Annotated in this window: 25 protein-coding genes and 1 pseudogene; 9 read left to right on the top strand and 17 right to left on the bottom strand. The window is 56.2% G+C overall.

Annotated elements, in window-relative coordinates:
- Positions 1-24: 24 nt before the first annotated feature.
- Positions 25-1,926, bottom strand: coding sequence for a translational GTPase TypA (gene typA / locus DCC27_RS00985; protein ID WP_110109967.1), 1,902 nt, complete (start codon positions 1,924-1,926; stop codon positions 25-27).
- Positions 1,927-2,093: 167 nt separating this feature from the next.
- Here typA and DCC27_RS00980 point away from each other — a divergent pair, with 167 nt between their 5' ends.
- From DCC27_RS00980 to DCC27_RS00960, 5 genes are all read left to right on the top strand, one after another.
- Complete coding sequence (locus DCC27_RS00980; RefSeq protein ID WP_110100211.1) at positions 2,094-3,341, top strand: MFS transporter; 1,248 nt, start codon at positions 2,094-2,096, stop codon at positions 3,339-3,341.
- A 161-nt stretch (positions 3,342-3,502) separates the two neighbouring features.
- On the top strand, positions 3,503-4,474 hold the full coding sequence (locus DCC27_RS00975) for a carbohydrate ABC transporter permease (protein ID WP_110098541.1): 972 nt from the start codon (positions 3,503-3,505) through the stop codon (positions 4,472-4,474).
- Between the two features lie 17 nt (positions 4,475-4,491).
- Positions 4,492-5,343 carry a carbohydrate ABC transporter permease gene (locus tag DCC27_RS00970; RefSeq protein WP_110098681.1) on the top strand — a complete coding sequence of 284 codons (852 nt, stop codon included), beginning with the start codon at positions 4,492-4,494 and terminating at the stop codon, positions 5,341-5,343.
- Between the two features lie 37 nt (positions 5,344-5,380).
- A complete protein-coding gene (locus DCC27_RS00965) occupies positions 5,381-6,703 on the top strand; it encodes an ABC transporter substrate-binding protein (protein ID WP_110098540.1) in 1,323 nt (440 codons plus the stop codon).
- A 102-nt stretch (positions 6,704-6,805) separates the two neighbouring features.
- Positions 6,806-7,948 (top strand): ABC transporter ATP-binding protein, encoded by a 1,143-nt coding sequence (locus tag DCC27_RS00960; RefSeq protein ID WP_110098539.1) that lies wholly within the window; start codon positions 6,806-6,808, stop codon positions 7,946-7,948.
- A gap of 30 nt (positions 7,949-7,978) precedes the next feature.
- On the opposite strand, the gene DCC27_RS00955 is transcribed toward DCC27_RS00960, so the two are convergent.
- Entirely contained in the window at positions 7,979-9,253 is a 1,275-nt protein-coding gene (locus DCC27_RS00955) for a S1C family serine protease (protein WP_110100210.1), read from the bottom strand.
- 87 nt (positions 9,254-9,340) lie between these two features.
- Positions 9,341-9,838, bottom strand: coding sequence for a thiol peroxidase (tpx, locus tag DCC27_RS00950; protein ID WP_110100209.1), 498 nt, complete (start codon positions 9,836-9,838; stop codon positions 9,341-9,343).
- 23 nt (positions 9,839-9,861) lie between these two features.
- Here tpx and DCC27_RS00945 point away from each other — a divergent pair, with 23 nt between their 5' ends.
- Positions 9,862-10,764, top strand: a complete 903-nt coding sequence (locus DCC27_RS00945) for a patatin family protein (protein ID WP_233487805.1) — start codon at positions 9,862-9,864, stop codon at positions 10,762-10,764.
- A gap of 16 nt (positions 10,765-10,780) precedes the next feature.
- Here the strand turns inward: DCC27_RS00945 and DCC27_RS00940 are convergent, their stop codons facing one another.
- Together DCC27_RS00940 and DCC27_RS00935 are read right to left on the bottom strand one after the other, a co-directional pair.
- Positions 10,781-11,317: a PACE efflux transporter gene (locus DCC27_RS00940; RefSeq protein WP_233242915.1), complete on the bottom strand. Its 537-nt coding sequence runs from the start codon at positions 11,315-11,317 to the stop codon at positions 10,781-10,783.
- Between the two features lie 63 nt (positions 11,318-11,380).
- Complete coding sequence (locus DCC27_RS00935) at positions 11,381-12,175, bottom strand: alpha/beta fold hydrolase (RefSeq protein ID WP_110100208.1); 795 nt, start codon at positions 12,173-12,175, stop codon at positions 11,381-11,383.
- A gap of 243 nt (positions 12,176-12,418) precedes the next feature.
- Between DCC27_RS00935 and DCC27_RS00930 the strand changes: the two genes are divergently transcribed.
- Both DCC27_RS00930 and DCC27_RS00925 read left to right on the top strand, forming a co-directional pair.
- Positions 12,419-13,183: an SDR family NAD(P)-dependent oxidoreductase gene (locus DCC27_RS00930; protein ID WP_110100207.1), complete on the top strand. Its 765-nt coding sequence runs from the start codon at positions 12,419-12,421 to the stop codon at positions 13,181-13,183.
- A gap of 929 nt (positions 13,184-14,112) precedes the next feature.
- Positions 14,113-14,307, top strand: coding sequence for a hypothetical protein (locus tag DCC27_RS00925; protein ID WP_110100206.1), 195 nt, complete (start codon positions 14,113-14,115; stop codon positions 14,305-14,307).
- Here the strand turns inward: DCC27_RS00925 and DCC27_RS00920 are convergent.
- On the bottom strand, positions 14,304-14,903 hold the full coding sequence (locus DCC27_RS00920; protein ID WP_110098531.1) for an HhH-GPD-type base excision DNA repair protein: 600 nt from the start codon (positions 14,901-14,903) through the stop codon (positions 14,304-14,306). The two genes, DCC27_RS00925 and DCC27_RS00920, sit on opposite strands and share 4 nt — an antisense overlap.
- 218 nt (positions 14,904-15,121) lie before the next feature.
- Between DCC27_RS00920 and DCC27_RS00915 the strand changes: the two genes are divergently transcribed.
- Entirely contained in the window at positions 15,122-16,096 is a 975-nt protein-coding gene (locus tag DCC27_RS00915; RefSeq protein WP_233487803.1) for an aldo/keto reductase, read from the top strand.
- A 49-nt stretch (positions 16,097-16,145) separates the two neighbouring features.
- Here the strand turns inward: DCC27_RS00915 and DCC27_RS00910 are convergent, their stop codons facing one another.
- From DCC27_RS00910 to DCC27_RS12275, 11 genes and pseudogenes are all read right to left on the bottom strand, one after another.
- The gene (locus DCC27_RS00910; RefSeq protein ID WP_110100205.1) at positions 16,146-17,282 is read right to left on the bottom strand and encodes an ABC transporter permease; all 1,137 of its coding nucleotides are present in this window, start codon (positions 17,280-17,282) and stop codon (positions 16,146-16,148) included.
- 3 nt (positions 17,283-17,285) lie between these two features.
- Complete coding sequence (locus DCC27_RS00905) at positions 17,286-17,942, bottom strand: ABC transporter ATP-binding protein (protein ID WP_110098528.1); 657 nt, start codon at positions 17,940-17,942, stop codon at positions 17,286-17,288.
- Complete coding sequence (locus DCC27_RS00900; protein WP_110100204.1) at positions 17,939-18,991, bottom strand: peptidoglycan-binding protein; 1,053 nt, start codon at positions 18,989-18,991, stop codon at positions 17,939-17,941. The genes DCC27_RS00905 and DCC27_RS00900 overlap by 4 nt, the downstream gene beginning before the upstream one ends.
- Before the next feature lie 74 nt (positions 18,992-19,065).
- The gene (locus DCC27_RS00895) at positions 19,066-19,452 is read right to left on the bottom strand and encodes a hypothetical protein (protein ID WP_110100203.1); all 387 of its coding nucleotides are present in this window, start codon (positions 19,450-19,452) and stop codon (positions 19,066-19,068) included.
- Positions 19,453-19,693: 241 nt separating this feature from the next.
- Entirely contained in the window at positions 19,694-20,170 is a 477-nt protein-coding gene (locus DCC27_RS12065; RefSeq protein WP_148707488.1) for a hypothetical protein, read from the bottom strand.
- Positions 20,171-20,208: 38 nt separating this feature from the next.
- Positions 20,209-20,964 carry a sulfite exporter TauE/SafE family protein gene (locus DCC27_RS00885; RefSeq protein WP_246840110.1) on the bottom strand — a complete coding sequence of 252 codons (756 nt, stop codon included), beginning with the start codon at positions 20,962-20,964 and terminating at the stop codon, positions 20,209-20,211.
- Between the two features lie 1,042 nt (positions 20,965-22,006).
- Positions 22,007-22,771, bottom strand: coding sequence for a sulfite exporter TauE/SafE family protein (locus tag DCC27_RS00875; RefSeq protein WP_110100200.1), 765 nt, complete (start codon positions 22,769-22,771; stop codon positions 22,007-22,009).
- 265 nt (positions 22,772-23,036) lie between these two features.
- Positions 23,037-23,411 (bottom strand): hypothetical protein, encoded by a 375-nt coding sequence (locus DCC27_RS00870; RefSeq protein ID WP_146206389.1) that lies wholly within the window; start codon positions 23,409-23,411, stop codon positions 23,037-23,039.
- A complete protein-coding gene (locus DCC27_RS00865) occupies positions 23,396-23,629 on the bottom strand; it encodes a hypothetical protein (protein WP_110100198.1) in 234 nt (77 codons plus the stop codon). The genes DCC27_RS00870 and DCC27_RS00865 overlap by 16 nt, the downstream gene beginning before the upstream one ends.
- A gap of 150 nt (positions 23,630-23,779) precedes the next feature.
- Positions 23,780-24,085, bottom strand: coding sequence for a helix-turn-helix domain-containing protein (locus tag DCC27_RS00860; RefSeq protein ID WP_110100392.1), 306 nt, complete (start codon positions 24,083-24,085; stop codon positions 23,780-23,782).
- 5 nt (positions 24,086-24,090) lie between these two features.
- Positions 24,091-24,327: pseudogene (locus DCC27_RS12275) on the bottom strand (type II toxin-antitoxin system RelE/ParE family toxin); the annotation flags it as partial.
- Between the last annotated feature and the right edge of the window lie 153 nt (positions 24,328-24,480).

Raw genomic sequence — 24,480 nt, 5'->3', positions numbered from 1 at the left:
AATGCGTCCTGGGTGTGGTGTGGTTTAGTCTTTGGCCCGCTGGCGAGCGCGGAAGAGCTTGATGCGCTCATGGGCATCCAGCACGACCTTCCGAATACGAATGTCTTCGGGCGTGACCTCCACGCATTCATCTTCACGCGCGAATTCCAGGGACTCTTCCAAGGTTAAGGTGGCCGGCGGTGTCAGCCCTTCAAAGGATTCCGCCGAGGCAGCACGCATATTGGTCTGTTTCTTTTCCTTGGTGATATTGACATCCATGTCTTCATTGCGGGAGTTTTCTCCGACGATCATGCCTTCGTAGACGTCCGCACCGGGCTGGACGAAGAAGGTGCCTCGTTCTTGTAGATTGATCATGGTGAACGGGGTGGCCACCCCACTACGGTCGGCAACCATCGACCCCGAGGAGCGGTAGCTAATGTCTCCGGCCCAGGGCGCATAACCGTCGGAATACGAGGAGGCGATACCGGCACCATGGGTGTCAGTCAGGAACCGAGTGCGGAATCCGATCAGACCGCGGGCGGGGACGGTAAATTCCATGCGCATCCAGCCGGTGCCGTTATTCGTCATCTCCTGCATAATGCCCTTGCGCGAGGCCATCAACTGGGTTACCGCGCCCATGAACTCTTCGGGGATATCGATCGTCATCCGTTCAATCGGCTCGTGCATCGTGCCGTCAATGGTCTTGGTCACCACCTGGGGCTTACCCACCGTGAGCTCAAAGCCTTCACGACGCATCTGCTCTACGAGGACGGCCAGTGCCAGTTCCCCACGGCCCTGCACCTCCCAGGTGTCGGGACGGTCGGTGGGGAGCACGCGTAGGGAGACGTTACCGATCAGCTCGCGGTCTAGACGGTCCTTAATCTGTCGGGCCGTGACCTTCGCGCCTTTGACCCGTCCGGCCAACGGGGAGGTGTTGATACCGATGGTCATCGAAATCGCCGGCTCATCGATGGTGATCTGTGGTAGCGGCTTGGGGTGATCCAGATCAGTGAGCGTATCACCAATCATAATGTCCTCAATACCAGCCACGGCCACGATCTCACCGGGTCCGGCTTCCTCGGCAGCGACACGTTGCAATCCCTTGGTGGCCAATAGTTCGGTGATCTTCACGGTTTGTGAACCACCCTGGTACGCCCAGGTGACCTGTTGGTTTTTGCGCAGGGTGCCATTGAAGACGCGCAACAGCGCCAACCGGCCCAAGAAGGGCGAGGAGTCGAGGTTGGTCACGTGCGCCTGCAGGACTTCGTCCTCGTGGTAGGTCGGGGCCGGGATGCGCTTCATGATGGTGTCGAACAGCGGCTCAAGGTCTTCGCTATCCGGCAAGTCGCCGTCGGCTGGCTGATTCAGCGAGGCGCGACCGGCTTTACCCGAGGCATAGACCACCGGCACGTCCAAGACCGCATCCAAGTCGATTTCACGCTCTTCGGCAATATCGGAGGCCAGCCCCAACAGCAGGTCCATCGATTCGGAAACCACACCGTCGATACGCGCATCGCCACGGTCAGTCTTATTGACCACCAGGATCACCGGCAGGTTGGCTTCCAGCGCTTTGCGCAGGACGAAACGGGTCTGCGGTAGCGGGCCTTCCGAGGCGTCCACGAGCAATACCACACCATCGACCATCGACAGCCCACGTTCTACTTCGCCACCGAAATCGGCGTGGCCGGGAGTATCAATGACGTTAATGGTCACGGTCTCAGCGGTCGCTGAGGGGCCTGAGTAGAACACAGTGGTGTTCTTGGCCAGAATCGTAATGCCTTTTTCGCGCTCCAGCTCCCCGGAATCCATCACGCGATCTTCGGTCTCTCCGTGTTCATCAAACGCCCCGGTCTGGCGCAACATGGCATCAACCAGAGTGGTTTTACCGTGGTCAACGTGGGCAACGATGGCAACATTTCGGAGGTCTTCGCGGTGAGCTAGGGTCATCAGCGGGTTATTCCTTCACAGTGGAAAGTCAGTAAAATTTGGCCACAACAGCCGTGCAAATTTTATCAGGTCTGCCCCGAAGGCCGGTTCGCCCTGTCCATGATACGGGAGAGCACCGAGACTACCAGTGCTGGTGCCACAACGCCTCGCTACAGAGGGAATCCGCTATGACGACACCTTCCACGACCTCGAGTTCCCCCGGTACTTTTGACCACGGTGCGGGCAAGATCGTGCCCTTGAGCCTGGGGGCAATGGTGGGGTTCATGATTCTCCTCGCGCTGAATCTTCGAACCTCCGCTACCGCCGTGGGACCGGTTCTCAACGATATTGCCGAGTCGGTGGAGCTCAGCGCGGTGGGCGCCGGCGTGTTAACCTCGCTACCGGGACTGTGCTTCGGTGCACTGGGTTTCGTTGCCGTCCGGTTCGCCCAACAATTCGGGCTCACCGGAGGTTTGACCATGGGGTGTGGACTGATCTTGATCGGCGGACTGGCCCGAGCGCTTACCGGGAACGCCTGGTTGTTCCTCTTCTGTACCGTTGTGGCCTTGTCCGGGATTGCAATCGGCAATGTGCTGGCGCCAGCCTGGATCAAAACCCACGCCGGCACCGCCACGGTGGGCTTAATGGGCACCTACTCTGCCGTGGTCACTGCCTCGGGAGCACTCGGCTCACTGACGGCAGTCCCCTTAGCACAGAGCCTGGGAGCAGCGCTGGAGATCACCGGATGGCGTGCAACCCTGGGATTCTGGGCTGTAGCAGCCATCGTGCCGGGGATCATGGGCATCCTCCTGTGGGTGCACACGGGTCGGGATCGGCCTCGGGCGGTCACCCCATCCGCTACCTCCGTGAAGATCTACCGCAGCCCCCTGGCGTGGGCCATGACCGGGTTCTTCGCGTTCCAATCCATGAACGCTTATGTGCAATTCGGGTGGCTCCCACAGATCTATCAGGACGCCGGGGTCTCTCCCGCTGTTTCCGGAGCCTTGGTCTCGATCATGTCCGCCGTGCCTATCATTGGCGGGTTCGTCATGCCGTGGATCATTTCCCGGAGCAAGAACATCAGTGGCTGGATCATCGCTCTCGGGCTCAGTACCGCAACAGGATATCTTGGGCTCTTAATCGATCCAGCCGGCGGCGCCTGGATCTGGGCGATATTCTTCGGTTTCGGTGGCTGGGCCTTCCCCACCGCCATCGCGCGACTTTCCGACTTCGTCCAACCCATCGGCTATATGATTGCCGCCACCGGACCGGTGAGCATCGGGGCTCTTTTTTCCGCGACGGGCTCCTGGACAACGCCCTTAATCGTGATGATGGCCACTATCATGGTGCTCCTGATCTGCGGGTTCTTCGTCGCCCGAAAAACAACTATCGAATCTCAATTATCGAGGCTTGATATCGTCACCACAAAATCATAAACAGCGTCGACACATTCTTCACCTTGATCGATTCACGACCTACCAACACGTATTACATCTACCGTTTACCTCCTGGTGATCCCATAGTTAACTCCGTTCCTCACACTGTGTAGCTGGCGTGCGAATGCGCCAATTACTCACACCGTACGGGGAAGGCAGGAATGTCCACAGTACGCGTCCGGGATCCGGAACAAACAGCGTTATCGCAGGATTCCGACCAAGACGAACTGGCAACAGAACGACGCAAAGCCAGGCGTAAACGACTGTCCAAGAACTGGACCTTCTTTCTCCTCTTCGCTGGCCCAAATATCCTGCTGATCTTGGCTTTTATTTATTATCCGTTGATCAGCAATATGTATTACTCCACCTTGGACTGGCGTTTGGGCTCCAGCACCGCGACGCAGATCGGGCTCGATAACTACGTTCGTTTCTTCACCTCTGATGACGGCCTCGAGGTCTGGCGGGTCACCGCGATCTTCACACTCGGAACAGTGGCCGGGTCCATGATTCTGGGCTTGCTCATCGCCCTGGTGCTCAACAAAAAGATTCCCGGACGCACTGTCGCCCGCACCGCGGTGTTTTCGCCCTATGTTCTTTCTGGCGTGGGTGTCGCCCTGGTCTGGAATTTCATCTTCAACCCAGAGCGCGGCGCACTGAGCCACATTCTCGACTGGTTCGGCCTGGACTCGCCGCAATGGTATTTGGATGAAGACTGGGCACTGTTGATGGTCATCATCGTCTATGTCTGGAAGAACCTGGGTTTCTGCGCCGTGGTGTTTCTCGCCGGTCTGCAATCAATCCCCCAAGACCTTATCGAAGCCGCTACTATCGACCGCGCCGGTCCGATTCGCCGGTTCTTCTCTGTCACGCTGCCGTTGCTCACCCCCACCGTGTTCTTCTTATTGGTCACCAACATCATCTTCTCGATGACGAATGCCTTCGACATCCTGCGGACCATGACACCCACCGGGCACGGAACGAACACGATTATTTTTGAGGTTTATTTGCAGTCCTTCGGCGCCTATCAGCGCGCCGGCTACTCTGCCGCCATCGCGGTGGTCCTGTTCTTCACGCTGTTCTTGATCACCGTGATTCAGATGCGGTTCGTCGAGCGAAAGGTGCACTACCAGTGAACCAAGAAACCGACACGATGAGTTGGCGCAAAGCCTTTGCCCCTCGTCATCTCGCCGACACCCTGCTGACCGGTTACCTGCCGTTGCTTATTGCCTTCTTGATCATTGTGCTCCCGCTGGCCTGGATGGTCTCTTCTAGTTTCAAACCACCCGCGGAGATCATTACCGCCGATCCCACCGTTCTTCCCCAAGACCCGACCCTGGACAACTACAGCACGGTGGCCGATCGCGTCCCGCTATTGACAGTGCTACGCAACAGTGTGATTGTCACCGCGATCGGCGCTGCGATCAAAGTCATTTTGGCGATTACGACCGCATACGCTCTGGTCTTCATCCGGGTCCCGGGTGCAAATCTGATCTTCCTCGGTATGCTGGTCGCCCTGATGGTGCCACCAGAAGTCTCGATGTTACCAAACTATTTGACCATCACGAGCCTCGGTGGCCGGGATACCCTGTGGGGAATTATCTTGCCCGGCTTGGGCACGGCCTTTGGGACGTTCCTGTTACGCCAAAACTTCAAGGCGCTACCGAAGGAACTCTTTGAAGCCGCAGAACTCGACGGTGCCGGGCACCTACGCAAGCTGGTGCAAATCGCCGTGCCTGTCTCCCTACCTGCCATTGCGACAGTCACACTGGTCACCGTGGTCAACGAATGGAACAACTTCCTGTGGCCGCTGATCATCGTTGACACCCCCGAGAAAATGACCCTGCCGGTGGGGCTCAACCTGTTGCAGTCAATCGAAAACTCCCCCGGATCCTACGGCATCCTGATGGCCGGAGCTGTGCTGGTTATCGTTCCGATGCTACTGATCTTCGCCGCGCTCCAACGCTATATCGTTGCCGGGCTGACCCAGGGCGCGGTCAAATAGTCATCCTCACCCCTACCCACTAAAGGAGAGAATACCCATGAAGACCCCTCGATCCCCCCGAGTCCTCAGCGGTGTTGCCGCCCTGAGCATCTGCGCCCTGGCGCTGACCGCATGCGGTCCCGACACCTCCGGAGACGGACCGGAAGAACCCAGCGACATCGATTGGTCCAGCATCGAACCAGCCGATGAGATCACCTTTGCGTCCAACCACCCCGGTGCTTCCGTCGACATCGAAGAAAGCATGATTGAGGCTTTCACGGAGGAAACTGGCATTGAGGTCAACTTGATCAATTCCGGCGGTAACTACGAAGAAACCTCGCAGTGGTATCAGACTGGTGGTAGCGATACCGCCGACGTCGTGGTGCTCTCAGACGCCACCTGGTTCCCGAACTACCTCAACGATTCGCTGTTGCCGCTGGATGATGTACTGGAAGCAGCCGAAGTCGATACCGATACCTATGTGGAAGCCCTTTACGAGGACTACAACTACGAGGGTTCCCACTATGGTGTGCCCTACGCTCGCTCCACCCCGCTGTTCTACTACAACGCTGACCATTACGAAGAGGCCGGCATCGAGGAAGTTCCTGAGACCTGGGAGGAAGTCGCCGAGGTTTCCGAGAAGCTCATGGAAGCTGATGTCGCCGATTCCGCTTTCGTCTACCCGCCTCAGCCAGAGTACCCGGCGTGGACCATGGCTAACCTCGTGTGGGGTTATGGTGGCGCTTGGTCAGAGGAATGGGACTTCGAGATCATGTCCTCTGACGCTAACGTTGAGGCTCTCGAATTTGCTCAAGAATCAACCAGTGATTGGGCCTCGGTGGCATCGGGAGACCAGGCCGATGATTTCAGCGCCGGTGTGTCTAGCCAGATGATCCAATCCACTGGTTCCCTGGGTGGTGTCCTGGAGAGCGCTGACTTCGAAGTTGGCGTTGCCTTCCTCCCTTCGGGTCCGGAAGCAGAAGGTGAAACCCCCACCGGTGGTGCCGGCCTGATGATTTCGGCTTCGTCCACCCCGGAAGAGCAACTGGCAGCAGCTAAGTTCTTGGGCTTTGTCACCAACTCGGAGAATACCGCCGAATTTTCGGCCGGAACCGGTTACGTTCCGGTGCGCACCGATGCTGAGATGAGCGACGTCTATGATGAAACTCCCGAATTTGAGACGGCTGTTGACCAGCTTGAGCGCGCTCGCGTTCAGGACTATTCTCGCGTGTTCTTGCCCGGTGGCGACCTGGCTATCAGTGGCGCCTTGCAGGAGATTTTGACCAACGACGACGTCGATGTCCGCGACAGGCTCGAGAGCCTGCAGGAGGAGCTCGAGGGCCTGTACGAAACCGAGATCGCCGACGATATCGAGAACTGATCCGGACCGAGAGTCCGCGTTCTGCTTCACTATCCCACTCACCGGGGTCATCCTGGCCCATTCAGGATGGCCCCGGTATAGCCCTCAAGGAGCCACCTACTTATGGCATCAGTGACTTATGACCACGCCAGCCGGATCTACTCTGCCGGATCCCGTCCGGCCATCAATCAGCTCGACCTGGCCATCGACGATGGTGAATTTCTCGTCTTGGTGGGCCCCTCAGGGTGTGGCAAGTCAACTGCACTCCGGATGCTGGCCGGTTTGGAAGACGTTGACGAGGGGCGCATTCTCATCGGTGGCGAGGACGTCTCGCACCAAGACGCTAAGGCACGCGACATTGCCATGGTGTTTCAGAACTATGCTTTGTATCCTCACATGACCGTGGCCGATAATATGGCCTTCTCCCTGAAAATCAGCGGTGTGTCAAAGTCGCAGAGACGCGCGAAGGTCGAAAAAGCCGCCAGAATTTTGGACCTACTCCCCTATCTCGATCGCAAGCCCAAAGAGCTCTCTGGTGGTCAGCGTCAGCGCGTGGCTATGGGCCGGGCGATCGTGCGTGAGCCCAAAGTGTTCTTGATGGACGAGCCACTGTCGAACTTGGATGCCAAGCTACGCGTACAAACCCGTACTCAGATTGCTGCACTGACCCGTCAGCTGGCAACGACCACCGTATATGTCACCCACGACCAGGTCGAAGCCATGACCATGGGTGACCGTGTCTGCGTACTCAAGGAAGGGGTCCTGCAGCAAGTTGATACCCCACGTAACCTCTACGAGAATCCTGCCAACGTCTTTGTCGCGGGCTTCATCGGTTCCCCTGCGATGAACCTCGTGGCAGCCCGCCACGATGCTCAGTCCATCCAGCTTGGTGGCACCACCGTGCCCGTGGCTGCGGAGACGTTGAACAATGCCACCAGTGATTCCGTGACTGTTGGTTTCCGCCCGGAGGACCTGCATGTAGACCCCACCAACGGGCTGGAGATGATTGTCGAGCTGACCGAGCAGCTGGGCGCTGACGCCCACGTCTACGGTACGTTGGAGGGGATTCGAACCCACCAGCCCGTCGTAGTCCGCGTGCCGGGACGTCGTCCACCACAGCCCGGAGATCGTATTCGGGTCTCCCCAGACCCGGAACACCTGAAGATTTTCGATGCACAGACCGGTTTACGTATCAACGGACCTGTCCCGCCAGAGACTCCTCACGCCGAACTATCGGACGTGGAAGGTCTTGCAGACACCGAGTAACCAGACCGCCACAAAACCAACTACGCTCGATTAGTTGGTCGCCGCTTCTTGTAGCTCCACGATACCCGTCTGGCGTTGCCCTGAGGAGTCCTCCCAGACCACCTCGACCTCGTCGCCGACATTGCGAGACCGAATGACTGTCGAGATGTGATCTGAGCTATTGGCTACTATGCCATCAACCGAAATAAGTCGATCGCCGGCACGGAGACCGGCTTCTTCAGCAACCGATCCGGACAGCACGTCCTCAACCATCACCTGATGATCGGCACCACTGATGATAATGCCCAACGCACCGTCAGCTCCGATCGAAACAGTCTCAGACTCCTCACCAGCCAAGACCTGCTCCACCACAGACAACACCTGGGTAATGGGCACGGCGAAACCCTCGACCTCTTCACTGGTAGTCCCTTCTGAGACGGCCGTGGTCAGCCCAATCACCTGCCCATCTCCGTCCACAGACGGTCCGCCAGAATATCCTGGCACAACGTCCTGAGTCATCTGCATGACCCCGGAGATGCGGGAGGGATCACCGCCCTCACTGAACTCTGACGACGCCAGGATCGTGACATTCAGGTCCGAGACCTCCCCCACAACAGAGGTCAAGAACCCCTGCCCACCCCCGTTGCCGACCGAAGCGGTTCGATCACCAATATCTGGGGTCTCAGTGTTAATGGAGGCCACCTGTAAGGCGGGAGCATCCACGATCTGCAACACCGCAACGTCATGCTCAGCATCTCGGCCCAGCACCGTGGCCGTATACGTTTCGCCCGTATCCGCTACAGTTACCGAAACCTGCGACGAGCCTTCCACCACGTGGTAGTTAGTCACCGCCAGCCCCTCCTCGCTGAGTACCAAACCGGTACCGGCCCCAAAGGCCGCCAGGTGAGTAGTCTCCACTAAAAGCACCCCCGGCGCTTCATCGAGACGTTGCCCTGAATCAATCTCAGTACTACCCCATCCCGTAGCACTACCCGGGACCGAAAAATCCACCGGAATCCCCTCATGGGCCAACTCCAGCTCGTCAGCCAATTGCGTCGCAGTATGATCCTGCTGAGGCCCTGCATAATCCTCCGCCAGTGGCTGATTCCGGTGCTGAGTATTGACGGCGGAGTCGGCGGTCATTCCTTGGAACGTTTGGAACCCCACCAACAAGACCCCATAAGCCAACACCGCAGCCGCGATAAAGCCCAAGACAATGACGGTCCAATAGCCTGCACCGTGTGAAGAGGGCTGCGGTGACCGTGCTGGAGCGATCGACCGAGGCGGAACCTGCGGTAGTTGGGCGGTCGGTGTCGGATCGTACAAATGAGCGGGATCACCGTGAGGTGACCCCGCTTCGTTCCGGCGGTTCTGATCTGAAAAGTGCAGAGTTAGCTCCGTTACACTCACCGATTACTGCAATGCGGCGAGCGCCTGTTCGTAATCGGGCTCATAAGACATTTCCGATACCAATTGTACGTAGCTGACTTTACCTTCTTCATCGAGCACTATGACTGAACGGGCTAGCAGACCAGCCATAGGGGCATCCGCAATGGTGATCCCATAGTCCGTTCCGAAACGAGAACGGAATGCTGAGGCATTGGTAACCTGGTCGATTCCTTCAGCGGCGCAGAAGCGACTGTGCGCAAAGGGCAGGTCCATCGAGACGTTGAGTACCACGGTGCCATCTAAAGAAGTTGCCTCTTGATTGAAGCGACGGACCGAGGCTGCACACACTCCCGTATCCAGCGAGGGGAAGGTCGAGATGAGCAATTTCTTGCCAATAAAATCATCGCGTTTGATATCCGACAGATCGGTTCCGGCCAGCGTGAAATCGGGGGCGAGGTCTCCGATGGCGGGGAGCTCACCGCTGGTCTGAATGGGCTGGCCCTTCATATTGATTGTTGCCATACAATTAGCATATGGTCTGAAGCGTGGAACTAGCTAGCACTGCCCAACACAGCAATATCACCGACACTGCTCTAGTTCTCGAAGGCGGAGGAATGCGTGCCTCCTATACCGCTGGGCTGGTGGTCAGCCTGTTGGAGCAGAACATTCTTTTCGACTTTGTTGCTGGCATTTCGGCGGGCTCCACCCTGGCCGTCAACTACGTCGCACAGGACCCCCTGCGGACCCGTCGGAGCTTTGTGGAATTCGCAGGTGATCCTCGGTTGGGTAGCTGGTGGACCTGGTTGCAGGGCCACGGTGTGCTGAATTCCAAATACATCTACGAAGATTCCTGCCGTTCTGAAGGCGTTCTACCCTTTGATTTTCAGGTCTACCGGGACAACCCCGCTCAAATTCAGCTGGGTGGTTTCAAAATGGCTACCGGCGAAACCGTATGGTGGGACAAAGAAGCCACCAGCACGGAGGCTGCGCTCATGCGACGGGTGAGAGCATCCTCGACCATCCCGATCTTAATGCCGAAGGTGAACGTCAATGGCGAGCTGTTCCTCGACGGTGCTTTCGGGATTGACGGTGGGGTGCCACTGTCGACGGCACTGGAGCACGGCTATGAGAAGCTACTCGTGGTTATGACCCGGGAAGAAAGCTACTGGAAAGACAAGCAACGCTTCGAGCCGGTGATTCGATCTTGGTTCCCACGTTATCCGGCTGTCATTGACGCCATGCTGACCCGGCACGAACGCTATAACGAAACCAAAGAAAAGCTCTTCGAATTGCGGGATCAAGGCAAAGCCTATCTGTTCATCCCCGAGGTCATGCCGGTTAGCAGTGGTACCCGAGATTTGCGCCTACTTCGTGAAACATACGAGCGTGGCTACCGACAGGCTCAGCGGGAGCTTCCCGCTATTCAGGAATTCCTCGACCTACGCTAGAGACTTGGTTCCCAGGCTAACGGTAATTTTCCGCTGGTTCGGGAAGTCCAAAGACTCGGTCAAAGAAGTAGGCATAGACCGGATTGTAAATCAGGAAAAATACCAACAGCACCGCTTCGAGAGCCAAGGCCTCCCAGATGGAGACGTTTAAGATCACGGCAACGGCGGGAATCAGGATACTCAGCAACCCTGTCTCGAATAGGACCGTGTGCAATGCGCGGACCCACCAGGGTCGATGCGTGATTCCGTTGAGACGCTCGAGGTTTTCAAAGATCCAGTTGAACACCAGGTTCCACGTCAACGCGACCGTAGAGGACACCACCCCGACCAGAAAACTGGATGAGGACGCGTGACCCAGCAAGAACAAAATCAGGGTCGTGAATCCGACGGCCAATCCCTCGAAAACCACCGCATAGCAGATTCGGCGCAACAGCGGCGAGGCGAAGACACGCCGGTTGACCCACGCCGGTTTGCCTCCGGGGCCGACGGGGACCCGTGGAATGTCTGATCGTTGCGAGGCGGTCGTATCTTTTCTATCAGTTGGTGTGGTCACGATGTGCGAGGTTATCAAATAGTGTAGGCAGTCGTCTCTTCACGGTATGCCCTCGGGTCGTTGTTAGGCGTCAGTGGGGTACAAGCTATCGAGAAAGGACTTAAGCAGGGCCACGAATTCTTGCGGTTTTTCGGAATGCACCCAGTGGTTGGCGCCGCGGACAGTGGACTTTCGCACCTTGGGAAATAGCTCCCGCATCACCACCGCACTGTCGTCGTCGATGTAGTTCGACTGCTCCCCTTTGATCCACAGCACCGGCCCTTCATAGCTTGCGGTGAGCTCTGGGAACCCTGCGATGGCGTCCAGGTTCTGATACAGCATCTCCAAGTTGGGTTGCCATTGGTATCCGCGATCGGTTCGTCGCAGGTTTTGCATGAGAAATTGCCGAATCGAGTCTTCCGGGATAGGCTCGGCTAGTTGCTCTTCGACTTCGGAGCGCTCAGACACCGATTGCAAGTCAACCGATCGCAAGGACCCTAACAAATGATCAAAGGTCGAGTAGTTGCCGGTATCGGTAGGAGATATATCTTCAACAATCAGTGCTTTGAGGAGATCAGGGTGCCGGAGCGCAAGAGTCATGGCCACTTTGCCACCCAGAGAGTGACCCAGTAGCACGATCGGTTCCTCGCTACCGAAATCCGCCCGTAGCATCTCGGCGACCTCGTCAGCGATTTCTACGTAGTCGAAGTCGCGGGTCCAATCACTGCGCCCGTGATTGGGCAGGTCAATCAATAAGCTAGTTGCATCATCGGCCAGTGCTTTCGCCGGCGAGGTGAAATTTCGACCGCGTCCCATCAGTCCATGCATAAAGGCGATTCGACGCGGTCCGCCTTCGATTCGATGCGTGGCAATGTGCATATTTCCAACCTAGCGGATTCGATGCAGATGGAAGCGACCGAACGTCTCGCAAGGTCGCAATCGAGCGTGGCATCCGTGCATGTCAACGGCTGGTCCTACAACTGTTGTGACCTACTACGTCGTATTTTTATCCACCGGAAAAACTGTCCGCCAGATCGCGGATGAGACCTGGTGTCACGTGATTAAACGAATATCCTTAAAAGTGTCCTTGCGATCACAAGAACAACTGAAGGGATATAAACCATGGCAGAGAACCTACTCGACTTCACTGGTAAGACCGCCCTGATCACAGGTGGCGCAACCGGGATCGGTCGTGCAACTGCGCGAGTTTTCGGCCAGCAGGGTGCCAATGTCGTAGTGGCCGATGTAGCTTCCGAAGCCGAAGAAACAGTTGACCTGATTATTCAAGATGGTGGCACCGCAACATTTGTCGAAACCGACGTGACAGATTCCGATTCGGTGAAAAACGCAGTGGCAACCGCGGTCAACACCTACGGTGGACTGGACGTAGCTTTCAACAATGCTGGTGTTTCCGCTCCGGACGCTTCCGTCCCGGACATGGATGAAGAAGCCTTTGACAAGGTGAGCGCGGTCAACCTCAAAGGTGTCTTCTTAGCTTTGAAGCACGAGGTCGGGTACATGAAAGACAACGGTGGCGGAGCCATCGTCAACACCGCATCCATTGCCGGATTGATCGGAAATTACAACATGTCTCCCTATGTTGCCAGTAAGCACGGTGTCATTGGACTCACCAAGGCCACGGCCCTCGAATTCGCCGATCAAAACGTTCGCGTCAATGCGGTAGCTCCCGGACTTGTTGCCACTCCCATGACTCAAGAGTGGCTTGACGACCCGGAGACCCGAGACAAGGTTATTGGAGATACCCCCATCGGCCGTGCCGCGGAACCTGAAGAAATTGGTCAAGTAGCGCTCTATCTAGCATCGCCTCTAGCGAGCTTTGTCACTGGCACAGTTCTTCCAGTAGACGGTGGCCAGACGGCGCAGTAATTGTTCATCCCCTGAGCTAAGGTTGGTGCCCGCCGGCTCGGTGGGCACCAACCTTTTGTGTTAAACGTGAGCTTGCCAAGACCAGGCGTAATCCTATCCATATCAAGGGCATCTTGATGCCAGTCAGCGCGCCAGTACAGTCACACGACCTAAAAGATCCAGGAGCCATAGACATCTAGGACTCCAGATGTGTGGTGCCTTATTCCGTATCCGTGTTGCGGTCGGCCATGAGGCGCCAGTCGTCTCGAAGTATTCAGCACATCTCCATCACGAGCGCAACGACATTTCGAAACTTTCCCGCCCCACCGTCTCAGTAGTGTAGCGTTGGCGTCCTTCGAGGACGGAAAAACCATCACGTGCCCTGGCACCCGATGTCATACACCGTCCGAAAGAGTGACAGGATAACTACCCATTACTGGATGCACTGCTCAAATCATCGCCGCACAGTCTGACGCCCTCACCGTCAGCGCTATCTCGTTTCCCTGTTGTAGCGAACAGTTCACTGGCACGCTATTCGGGAACAGCGGTCACACCGCACTATGCCTCGCTCAAGAAACGAGGCCAGCTATGGCCGCATTCATTAACTTGCAATTCTGCGCAAAAGCTGTTTTAATGAATCACTCGTCTCGCTGGAAATCGCACCCAGGTCATGTTCCAGCACGCGACGCGCAAACATCGTGAACCTGACGATGTAGCATTCTCGCGCTCGATATATCACAACAGCGGGCGCACCACCGGTTTTAGACAAAACTCCCTACCGGTTCCATCCTTAGGCTGTGCCACCAGATATCCGTCCCGCTAACGTGCACGGATCTCACCTGCACGCGTGGAAACGACATTCCAGCCCCTGCTGTTGGCGTCCTTGAGACGAATTTGCCTCGCGCAAAACGCTACGACCCACTGAACGTTATTGAACTTTTGAAAGGATTATGATGAACGCAACGACCGCACAGTTAAATCAACTCTTGAGTTTGGCCACAGAACTGCAAGGTCACACCGTTACGAGCCTGGATGCAATTACCTGCCTTGATCTCACTCAGCGAGAGCTGAACGGTAATATGAAGAGCTCCGAGGCGTCGCTACACATCGCCACGTTGCAATCGCGACTGGCATTGGCCGCCTAGTCTGGAGTATCTTGCTTCTTTTTCTTGGCGGTAGCTTTGATAGCTTTCTTGGTTTCGCGGACCGCAGCCAGAGATTGTTCGTCATAAATGTCTGCCACCGAGCGCATTGCCTCCGGGTCTCCATATTCTCCGGAGGCTTCGCGCCATCCGGATCCAGAGAATCCCAACTGTTTGCCTAAGAGTGCCAAGAATATTTTGGCTTTCTGGTCGCCGTAACCAGGGAGTTTCTTCAACCGCTTGAGCACCGTTGCCCCGTCGGGGTCTCCTTGGGTCCAGATGGCGGAGGCGTCACCTTCATATTCGTCGGCGATCACGCGACAGAACTTTTGCACCCGTGTTGCCATGGAACCAGGGAAACGATGGACCGCAGGTGACTGTTGGAAGACTTCCACCAGTTCGTCCGGGTCGTAACTAGCCAGGGCTTCGGCCTCCATGACGCCTGTTCGATCGGCAATTTTCTCTGGTCCAGCAAAAGCCAGTTCCATGGATACTTGCTGGTCGAGCAACATGCCAATCATCAGCGCGAGTGGGTTGGAACTCAGTAAACGATCCGCGGATTCATTCTGGCTCAGGTGCAGTTCAACGGTCTCAGACATAGTCTCATTCTGTCATGGTCTCCCTACTGAATTCATCGGTTGCTGTGGTGGCGAGTTAGCTAAGGCGCTGCTCAGGATACCGCGACAGGTTAACCGGAATGACAAGGCTGGTCCAAAACACCTAGCCAACGTGGACATCGACGTACCAGAATGGTGAGCAATTGAGATTGTTCTTGGGCTGTCGAGCCCCTAACCCACCCCAGAGAAAGCAGGTCCTCATGAGTGAGCAGTTAATGACATACAACCGTTTAGGACGAGCCGGTATTAAGGTCAGTGAGCTGTCTTTCGGTTCCTGGGTGACTTTCGGCTCCACTCTGGATACCGGCTTGGCGAAGGAATGCCTCCAGGTCGCCGCCGAATCCGGGGTCAATTTCTTTGACAACGCCGAGGTGTACGCCGGTGGTGCCTCGGAAACGATCATGGGCCAGGCCATCTCGGAACTGGGCTGGGCTCGGCAAGATTACCTCATTTCGACCAAGCTTTTTTGGGGCATCGAGGACAACATCAACTTGCGGAACACACTGAACCGCAAGTACCTCTTCCACGCAATTGAGGGCTCCTTAGAACGCTTGGGTTTGGACTTCGTCGACTTGGTGTTCTGTCATCGTCCGGATCCCGCTACCACGCTTGAAGAGACGGTCTGGGCCATGAGCGACATGGTGTCTTCCGGCAAAGCTCTTTATTGGGGCACGTCAGAATGGTCAGCCGAAGAGATTCGTGGCGCCTTTGAGATCGCCGAGCGACACCACCTGCACAAGCCGTATATGGAACAGCCCCAGTACAACCTGCTGAACCGCGAGCGCGTCGAAACAGAGTACGCGCGGCTCTACGAAGACTTCGCTCTCGGTCTTACTACGTGGAGCCCCTTGGCTGGAGGCATCCTCACCGGCAAATATAGCCAGGGAGCCCCTTCAGGTAGCCGGGGATCCAGTGCGGAACACAGCCACTTGGTTGCCACCGCCACAGCACCAGACGTTGCAGAGAAAGTGGCACGATTGGGATCTCTTGCGGAGGAACTCCAGGTCACTCCGGCGCAGCTTTCTCTGGCGTGGATCCTCCATAACCCGCGTGTTTCCACCGTGATTACCGGCGCCAGTTCGGTCGCGCAGGTGCAGGAAAACATGAAAGCACTCGAGGCTAAACAACGTCTCGATGCATCTCGTTACCAGCAACTGAACGAGATTTTCTCCTAATCAGCGTTGTGCCGTACGAAGCCACTGATGGTCACCAGGCCGTGGCCCCTTAGGGCACTCTGAGTTCTCGGAGCGGATCACGCCGAGAGGCGATCATCGCAGGAATCAGTGCAGCTAATAAGGATGTGATGATCGCTAAGATGCTCAAGGCCAGGAAAAAGCTCCAGTCCGGCAGTGGATCGCCTAGTAGCCATAGCGCTCCACCGCCTATCAGCGTGCCGACCAAGGAACCGATCACCGACAGTTCGGTGAATTGACATAAGACGAGAGTCAGAATCATCCACCGGGATGCTCCCAATGCGCGACGACGGCCGAAGTCCTTGCGACGCAACATCATCAGCCCCGATAGAATTACGGCCGTCAATAAGCCGGTTAATCCGAGAATGGCCAGAACTAAGAATCGTCCAAATTGTCCCAATTGTCCTTGCACAGCAGAACGAAGTTGTGCCATTTGCTGGCTGGTTTCGACCCTGATGAATTGTGGGTCGGTTACTTCCAAGACCGCAGGGATAGCGTCATTGAGTGCCCCAATATACCCCGGATCTTCAGCAACGACCGTCATCATGGATACGGTTTGGTGACGGCCTTCGTGGTCCTCTGCCGGTGCCGGTACGAGCACGCTCGAACCCAAGTGGCCAAGGTTCTCTGGTGGTATAAAACTTCCCATGAGGGAATAAACCCGTCCATCGGTCAACTGTGCTCCCCCGATGGCTGCCTCGAGTCGCATTTGTTGCACCGCGTCCCGGGCGGCATAGCCCTCGAGCTGGCCATCAGAGCGTTGGTGATATTCGGGAATGCCGGGGATGCTCATGCCCCAGAACTGTCGAACCGCGACAGGACCCCCGCTCGGTGACAATGTGCTATATCCGTCTTGGACCGGGCCGAAAGCTGCGAACCACTCAACGCCTTCAACGCGTTGAATATTTTCCAACGACTTCGTCGTCAATCCCGCATCCGGTTCTGCGTAAATTGTCAAAGATTTGGTTCCGACATCATCGAGGGTAGACACCACAGACTTTTCTGCCCCGACGGTCCGGCCGGTGGTCAGCAGGACCGCAATCATCATTCCACAAACCATCAAGATTGTGACGATGGTGATCACCGGTTGGCTACGGTTCATCGCATCAGCTTCGCGGATGAGGGTCAGGATGCCCGGACCCGTCCGCTTACTTGTGAAAGATGTCACCGGTCAGTCTCCTTCTGAGAAGCTGAGATGTTGGTTGCACGCAGCTGCCAGCGCATGGTCATGGGTCACTATCACCACGGTCGCTCCCGAATCTGCCTGCTGTTGCAACGCCGAGAACACGACCTCCGCAGAGCTGGGATCAAGATTTCCCGTCGGTTCATCAGCTAAAACAATTTGGGGATCTCCCAGCAGGGCTCGGCACAGGGCAATGCGTTGAGCTTGTCCACCTGAAACTTGCCCAGGCTTATGATCTGCACGCAATTCAACACCAAACCGATCTAGTAATGTCATTGCCGCTTCACGATATCGACTTGGCCGTTGGCCGCGATAAACCGCCGCCTCAGTGACATTGGCCATAATTGTTCGCGAGTGGTCCAACGCTGCATCCTGAAACACGAAGCCATAGCAGTGCGCTCGAAGTCTCGCCCGGGACGCATCGGAGAGGTTATCTACCCGTTGATGAGCTAACTGAATGCTGCCAGCAGATGGTGTCAGCATCAGCCCTAATAAATAGAGGAGCGTGGATTTTCCACAACCTGATGGACCGGTGATGGCGGTGGTAGCAGCGGGTTCGAACTCGTACGACCAGTCCTCAAATAAGAGCGCAAAATTTTTGTACCCAAAACTCAGTGATTCGGTTGCCAGGCAAACGTCAGTCATCCTTGTTCACCCGGCAAACGCACCCTGATCCCTTCGTCAACCCCGTCGATGACCGACATGCCTCGCGCCGAGGCTTTGACCGTCACAGAGTGCTTGACACCACTCTCGTCCGTCACATACTGCTCACCAGAGGCATCTGTTGAAATGGCAGCGTCAGGAACGGTGACACCTTGTACTGGTTCAACGAGTTCGACGACCGTATCCAATAACGTTTCGCTCTGCGTCGACAGCGTCGCACATTGATCGCCGCACACCGGTTTGTCATCTGCTCCGACAACGGCTAATTCAATGGTTTCAGCATCAGCTTGGTCATTTCGCTGACCGACAACTCCCTCCCACACCTGGTCCTCGTGACTAATTTTCACGGCAGTTCCTGTGGCGATCATCTCGGCCTGTTCAGATGTGACGCGTAACGCAAACCGAGGCGCAGTCGGCAACGCATTGATGATTTCTTCACCACCGTTCAGAGACGAACCAACGGTGAGACCATCACCCGCGATGCTCATGCGGGCGGGCAAGGTCGGAACGAAGACGATGTCACCTTGACCAACCACTCCGTTATCGTCAACTCCCAGGGCCTTCTGCCACGCCTTAATCCCGTCGACTGTTCCGGAACCGACTTCACCATCTGCTCTGCCGTGATAGTAGCCCAACGCTCCGAGCATCACCTGGAGTTGCCGAACATCTTTACCTTTGTCTTTTTCTTTGATCTCCCGATACATCGGCACGTCACCTTGAGCAATGCTCACCGCACGCCCATCCACCGTGTAGGCGCGAGCGCCGTTGCCGGCACTCTGATTCGGACTGATATCAATACTCGTGAGCGTGCCAACGGCTTGATTACGAGCTACAGGTTGAGCGCGCCATACGGCGGCGGTGTTCAGCCTGAGCTCATCGCCAACTTCACCAGAGCTTGTCTCCGTCAGAGTGTAGGCGCGTTCCTGAAGAACTTCTGATGGGGGTTGAAGAACCGTTTTCAGCCCCCATCCAACGCCAACACCTACGGCTAGCACCAGCACCGCGCCCAACGCCAGCTTCAACCAGGTCATGGGTGACCTTCGGGACGTCAGGGACCGAATATTATGGGATCCCACGTCAGAGAACCCTACTGCTCACGTGTGACTTAGCCTTCAAATTTCGAGAACGGGCAGTCCTCGTAGCGAGAATAGTGCTCTTCACTCGACATATCGGGATTATCGGGATCAGCACGCGGGTCCCAATCACTGGTACCACTGAGCACTCCTTCTTTAAAGACTTCGAAGCTCGGCGGTTCAGCCACGTTGTGACCGTGTTCCACCATGCACTCTGAGACTGCAACTGCAGTGTCATATTCATCACGCCACTGCTCGTCGCTCATTTCAGATAAAGGCACATTATCGTCACCAAATTGGTCAAAGCAGGCTTCACGATCGCGCTCTACTGCTTCTGCCTGGTCCTCGTGGTACCCATTCGGGAACTCCATGGACCCCTCGCGGACGTCAACCGTGACATCCCATCCACGGTCCTTCATGCAGTTCCCAACTCGCTCAATGTCCGTGATCTCTGCCTTGCTATTTTGGTTTGCTTCAGGCGAAGGGTTTTTTTGGGCCCCATCGGAGCCATCCTCGTTAGTAGTCCCACAGCCGGACAATCCTGCAACCAGCAGGACAGTAGCAGTACCTTGGACACAGCGAGTCAATATTTTTCTAGTATTAAATAGACAGAACATCATAACCTATCCGTTATTTTTGCAATCTCATGAGAGCTCTGTCTTAGTGATCGCAAAAGATCCGGGCAGCTGTAAACCGTCCTCCAGCACCATTACTGACATTGCTAGAGGTGATGATCTTTTGTTTGGTGTAAAAAGTCGTCTGACGATACTTGGCCCCTCCTTTGAAGGATTTTTCGTATCTCACATCGCCACGAAGTGCCGTGTGAACGATGGTGCGGTTACCGGTAGCCGTGGTCGCCACCGTGCCACCTGTACAAGATTTTCCGCCAAGATTCCGGCTTGCTGCCTCAGCCGGATGTATTCCAGAAAACATCAATCCAAAGATCATTAAAAATGTATACGTCACCACGACAAAAGGTCGCTTAGAGGGGATATATGACGAGTTCTTCTGCGATACTTTCACTGCGCTCATTGCGGGCTCCTTTGCATCATGTCTCCCCAGACGAAGAGACATGAAAAGTATCACACACGAAGCTTGTAAGGTCAAGGAGAATTTTTTGTCTTCATTTTCCTGCATATTGTGTTTATTTTCGACATGCAGGTCGGGGCTCAAGTCTAAAACGAAAGCTGAAACACCCCGCGCACGATCGCGCTGATCCCGCCGAGTCCCGCCAGCGTCATGGCCATTCGTCGTGCTAAGAGAGCGGAAACATAGCGGGACAATAAAAGTGCGATCGCCAGCCCGCCCACTATTGCCACCACAAGAAAGACCACTAACACGGCTAACGAGACTCCGGCCTCTGGGGAATCCTCCACCGCCCCCGTCCACAGTTTCATCACCACCGGCAGCGCTCCCATGGTCATAAAGATCGGTTGCAGGGTGGCGGCAAATGAGCGCTGGTCCCAACGTGAGATTCGAGCATAAATCACCATGACCGGGGCAGCGACCCCTGAGGTTGAATTAAATAATCCTCCAAGAGTTCCTGTCACGACCGTGGCGGTGCGCCCAGTGAACTCTGGTAGATCTCGCAAGGACACAGTGATCAGCAATGCTAGAACGATAATTGTCCCGAGCAGGATGGACAACCACGCGGCAGAAAGCTGACTCACCAGCCAGGCGCCCGCCCACGCACCTGGAAGGGCCGGGATAATGATCCACCAATACTGGCGCCAACGAATTCTTGACCACACGCTGAGCATAAGCAGAAAGCCAGAAATCGTCGTGGTCATGTTGGTCAGCAACACCCCGGCGGTCGGCCCAAGAACCAACGACAGTACCGGAGCGACGACCAATCCCACGCCGGTCCCTGACAATCGTTGCAGGACCGTGCCAACCATCACGGCTAGCACGATGATGATAAGCGTGCCCACGATCTCATCGTATGTCAGCACCGAAAACTATGTGATGTGTTGCACGCTTTCAGCGAGACACCGCCCCTCATGAACCGGTTGACTGGAGTCTTGGACCCACGGCACATGACCAATGCGTCGCCCATTGTGGTCGATGAGCACGCCCATCCTTTTGAAGTACTGCAGCACGAGGCTCCGGTCTACAACCCGTACCGGAAGATCGGAGACAATCTCAGCTTCTGTCTCAGCAGCATCACGGAGGGACTTCAACCACGTGACAACATACAAATTCGCGCCTCCGCCCACGAGTGTTGCGCATAATCTGGCACCTGGTATCTGTTCGATTCGCCTCGAAACGTCCAGGAGGCGATGTGCTGAGACCATCATCCACAGCACCAGGACTCCTGGCCACTGATCTTGCATATGAGCTGCTTCAACTCGTTGGGCTATCTGCCGGGACCCGAGCAACCGCCGTACGATACGGCGAGCTTGAGCAGGCCCGAGGTTCAGACGCCGACTCGCCGTTGCGGAATCTACTCGACCGTCACATTCCAGAAGACTCAGAACAGTATAACTACGGTCGTCGAAGGCCATATCAGACAGATACAGAGTTTTGCTCTTGTCCTGATGTCGACGACCAAGCGCACCGTGGTACCACCCAGATCCGTCGAATCTAATATCCGACATCAAAGACACAACGGTATCTGATATCCCTTCAACCAAGTCGACATCCTGATTGAGGATTTCTTATACCCTGGTTCGAGCACGAGTCATGATGAACAGTTGCAGATGATAGGGGCCGGTTGTCTCATTACCAGCAACTGAACGAGATTTTCTCCTAATCAGTATCCTGCCGGCCTCAGCGCGGGAGCTGGATGTCTCCCCTATCTGCCGAGCCGTGCTGATGGTGAGCAATCGCGTGACCAACCAACTGGTGTGCGAAACTCTCGCACACCTGCGCACAACGCTCGATCATTGCGCCACGTTGCACCCGTCTTCCACCACTGCTGCTCGGTGCTCGTGACGCCATTCGTCTTTTCACCATGCAGATCGAGGCTCATGGTCAAGCCACTAGCTGAAACACTCCCCGCATTATCGCACTGACGCCACCGAGGCCGGCCAGTGTCATGGCCATTCTGCGTGCTGTCAGAGCGGAGACGTAGCGGGAGAGAAAAAGCGCGACCGTCAAACCCAATCCCACCGCGACCACAATACAGACCAACAACACCACCAGCGGGATGTCTGGTTCTGGGCCGTCCATCACCGTTCCCATACCTAGTTTCATCACGACCGAGAGTGCTCCCATGGTCATGAAGATCGGCTGGAGCGTGGCCGCAAAAGAGCGCTGGTCCCACCGTGAGAGCCGGGAGTAGATTACCATCACCGGCGCGGCGACTCCCGACGTTGAATTAAACAGTCCTCCCAGTGCACCTGCCACCACTGTTGTGGGGCGCCCCGTCAACTCTGGTAGCTGACGTAGAGACACGGTGACCACTATGGCAAGCACGACGATCGCTCCCAGGACGATGGACAGCCAGGCGGCAGAGAGCTGGCTCACCAGCCAGGCTCCCGCCCATGCACCGGGAACAGCTGGGATAATGATCCACCCATAGTGACGCCAGCTGATGCTCGACCACATGCTGAGCATGATCAGAAACCCGGACACCATCGTGGTCATATTGGTCAGGAGTACGCCGAAGGCCGGACCGAGCACAAGTGACAGTGCGGGGGCAACAACTAGGCCCACACCGGTTCCCGATAGCCGTTGCAGGATCGTGCCGACCAGTACGGCTATCACCGTGATGGTGACGATGGTCCAAGCGTTCATGTCTCCACAGTAGGTTAACATCGACAAGTGTCCGTCGTCTCAGGCGTGCACGAGAGCTCTAGTGCTGTCCCTTTGCGTCGTTATCCCGGCCCCGTTGAAACACCCCAACGAACATTCCCGGATGACGCGGCGGTGGACTGAGCCGTTGGTTACGCACCGGGACGATCCACCAGATGAGTGTCACCAGATAAACAGCCAGGCCACAGAGAGCGAGTCCACCCCAGAGGGCAAATTGTTGGGCCAGATCCACGGAGTCCGGAGTGCGTTAGACGGCTGCCAAGATCAGACCACCCAATAAAGTCACCAAAAATGCCGGAAGCCCGACAATCAGGCCGAGAACCTGTGTGTTTGGTTTCGAGGTCACCTTGATCAGGAAATGGGCCACGGCATGTGGCCGAACGCAGAGCGTGACACAATAAAATACCACCGTGGCCAATGCTTGTGGCTCGCGAGAAATTGAACCAATCACAGTTCCTGGTGAATATTCGGCCGTTTGCCAGGTGACGAGAAGGACAGCCACCACGGTGAACAAGACCCCACCGATGATCTGCGAGAACAGCAACGTCGGAATAAAGCGAGGGCTTTGCGCAATATAGTCATCTTTTACACCGCAAGGGCCCTGTGTTACACGGGGTAGCATCCCATAATCCCGCCCCAAAAAAGTAACACAAATTCCGCAGGTACGGGATCATCACTGCCCACATCACCCCTCAGCACGTCCGCGGCGGCCAGGACAACCAGGAGGGCCAGCACCAAGAGAGTTGCAATATATACCAAGAGCTGTTGGCCAATATCGGCGATCCAGTTAAATTTTCCGGGCGACGTGAACGAGGGATCCCGCGTTACGGCCGAGGACATATCAGTACTGTAAACCGATCCTAACGGATCATCCAGGAAGTGAGGAGACAACCGTCACCTAATCTTGCAACGAGACGGCGACCGAGACCCTCCAACGCTACACGTTAAAGCGGAACTCGACTATGTTCTGGCACGGACAAACATCTGCCGTTAGGCGACCTTCATTCGCTGGTCTCCCATCACGTACTCAAGGGAGAGTTCGCCACCGACGGCCTCAAGGTAACTGCGGATGGTGCCAACCTTCGCGCTGTCGAGGTCGCCTTGCTCGATCTTCGAAACCTGCCGCTGCCCGACGCCAATGCGCTCTGCCAGCTGCGCTTGCGTCAGTCCGGCCTGCTCCCGTAGCTCTCGCAGACGGTAGGCGCGAACCTCAGCAAGCATCCGCTTCTTGTGCGCCTCAACCCGTCCCCGGTCAACAGGATGCTCGGCGACGAAATCCTTCAGGTTCTTTGGCATTTCAATCACTCTCTTCTCAGTCGGGCCAGATGCTCGTCGAAGAGGTCGTCGGCCAACGAAATGTGCTTCTTATACCAGCGTTTCCAATCGCCGATCTTATCTTCGGCGATCAGCATGATCGCCACTCGCTCTGGATCGAACGCGAACAGAACGCGCAACTCGGACCGGCCAGACGAGCCGGGCCTGAGCTCTTTCATATTCTTATGCCGGGACCCGGCTACACTGTCGACGATCGGTCGACCGAGCTGGGGCCCTTAATCCTCCAGCAACTCGATCGCGGCGACCACCTGCACACGCGAACCGTCATCCAGTGAAGCGAGCCACTCTTCAATTGGCTCAATGTCGACGCTCCACATGCCCTCACCATAGACCCTGCAAGTTCTACACTCAAGTTC

The sequence above is a fragment of the Auritidibacter sp. NML130574 genome (assembly GCF_003185725.2).
GTDB lineage: Bacteria > Actinomycetota > Actinomycetes > Actinomycetales > Micrococcaceae > Auritidibacter > Auritidibacter ignavus.
Note: the sequence above shows the minus strand (reverse complement) of the source record. Positions and strands in the feature narration are given on the sequence as shown.

Bases quoted from the DNA above. Each gene is read 5' to 3' on its own strand.
- typA (WP_110109967.1), bottom strand. From the start codon at position 1,926: ATGACCCTAGCTCACCGCGAAGACCTCCGAAATGTTGCCATCGTTGCC.
- DCC27_RS00980 (WP_110100211.1), top strand. From the start codon at position 2,094: ATGACGACACCTTCCACGACCTCGAGTTCCCCCGGTACTTTTGACCAC.
- DCC27_RS00975 (WP_110098541.1), top strand. From the start codon at position 3,503: ATGTCCACAGTACGCGTCCGGGATCCGGAACAAACAGCGTTATCGCAG.
- DCC27_RS00970 (WP_110098681.1), top strand. From the start codon at position 4,492: ATGAGTTGGCGCAAAGCCTTTGCCCCTCGTCATCTCGCCGACACCCTG.
- DCC27_RS00965 (WP_110098540.1), top strand. From the start codon at position 5,381: ATGAAGACCCCTCGATCCCCCCGAGTCCTCAGCGGTGTTGCCGCCCTG.
- DCC27_RS00960 (WP_110098539.1), top strand. From the start codon at position 6,806: ATGGCATCAGTGACTTATGACCACGCCAGCCGGATCTACTCTGCCGGA.
- tpx (WP_110100209.1), bottom strand. From the start codon at position 9,838: ATGGCAACAATCAATATGAAGGGCCAGCCCATTCAGACCAGCGGTGAG.
- DCC27_RS00935 (WP_110100208.1), bottom strand. From the start codon at position 12,175: ATGCACATTGCCACGCATCGAATCGAAGGCGGACCGCGTCGAATCGCC.
- DCC27_RS00930 (WP_110100207.1), top strand. From the start codon at position 12,419: ATGGCAGAGAACCTACTCGACTTCACTGGTAAGACCGCCCTGATCACA.
- DCC27_RS00925 (WP_110100206.1), top strand. From the start codon at position 14,113: ATGATGAACGCAACGACCGCACAGTTAAATCAACTCTTGAGTTTGGCC.
- DCC27_RS00920 (WP_110098531.1), bottom strand. From the start codon at position 14,903: ATGTCTGAGACCGTTGAACTGCACCTGAGCCAGAATGAATCCGCGGAT.
- DCC27_RS00915 (WP_233487803.1), top strand. From the start codon at position 15,122: ATGAGTGAGCAGTTAATGACATACAACCGTTTAGGACGAGCCGGTATT.
- DCC27_RS00905 (WP_110098528.1), bottom strand. From the start codon at position 17,942: ATGACTGACGTTTGCCTGGCAACCGAATCACTGAGTTTTGGGTACAAA.
- DCC27_RS00900 (WP_110100204.1), bottom strand. From the start codon at position 18,991: ATGACCTGGTTGAAGCTGGCGTTGGGCGCGGTGCTGGTGCTAGCCGTA.
- DCC27_RS00895 (WP_110100203.1), bottom strand. From the start codon at position 19,452: ATGAAGGACCGTGGATGGGATGTCACGGTTGACGTCCGCGAGGGGTCC.
- DCC27_RS12065 (WP_148707488.1), bottom strand. From the start codon at position 20,170: ATGCAGGAAAATGAAGACAAAAAATTCTCCTTGACCTTACAAGCTTCG.
- DCC27_RS00875 (WP_110100200.1), bottom strand. From the start codon at position 22,771: ATGAACGCTTGGACCATCGTCACCATCACGGTGATAGCCGTACTGGTC.
- DCC27_RS00870 (WP_146206389.1), bottom strand. From the start codon at position 23,411: ATGCTACCCCGTGTAACACAGGGCCCTTGCGGTGTAAAAGATGACTAT.
- DCC27_RS00865 (WP_110100198.1), bottom strand. From the start codon at position 23,629: ATGTCCTCGGCCGTAACGCGGGATCCCTCGTTCACGTCGCCCGGAAAA.
- DCC27_RS00860 (WP_110100392.1), bottom strand. From the start codon at position 24,085: ATGCCAAAGAACCTGAAGGATTTCGTCGCCGAGCATCCTGTTGACCGG.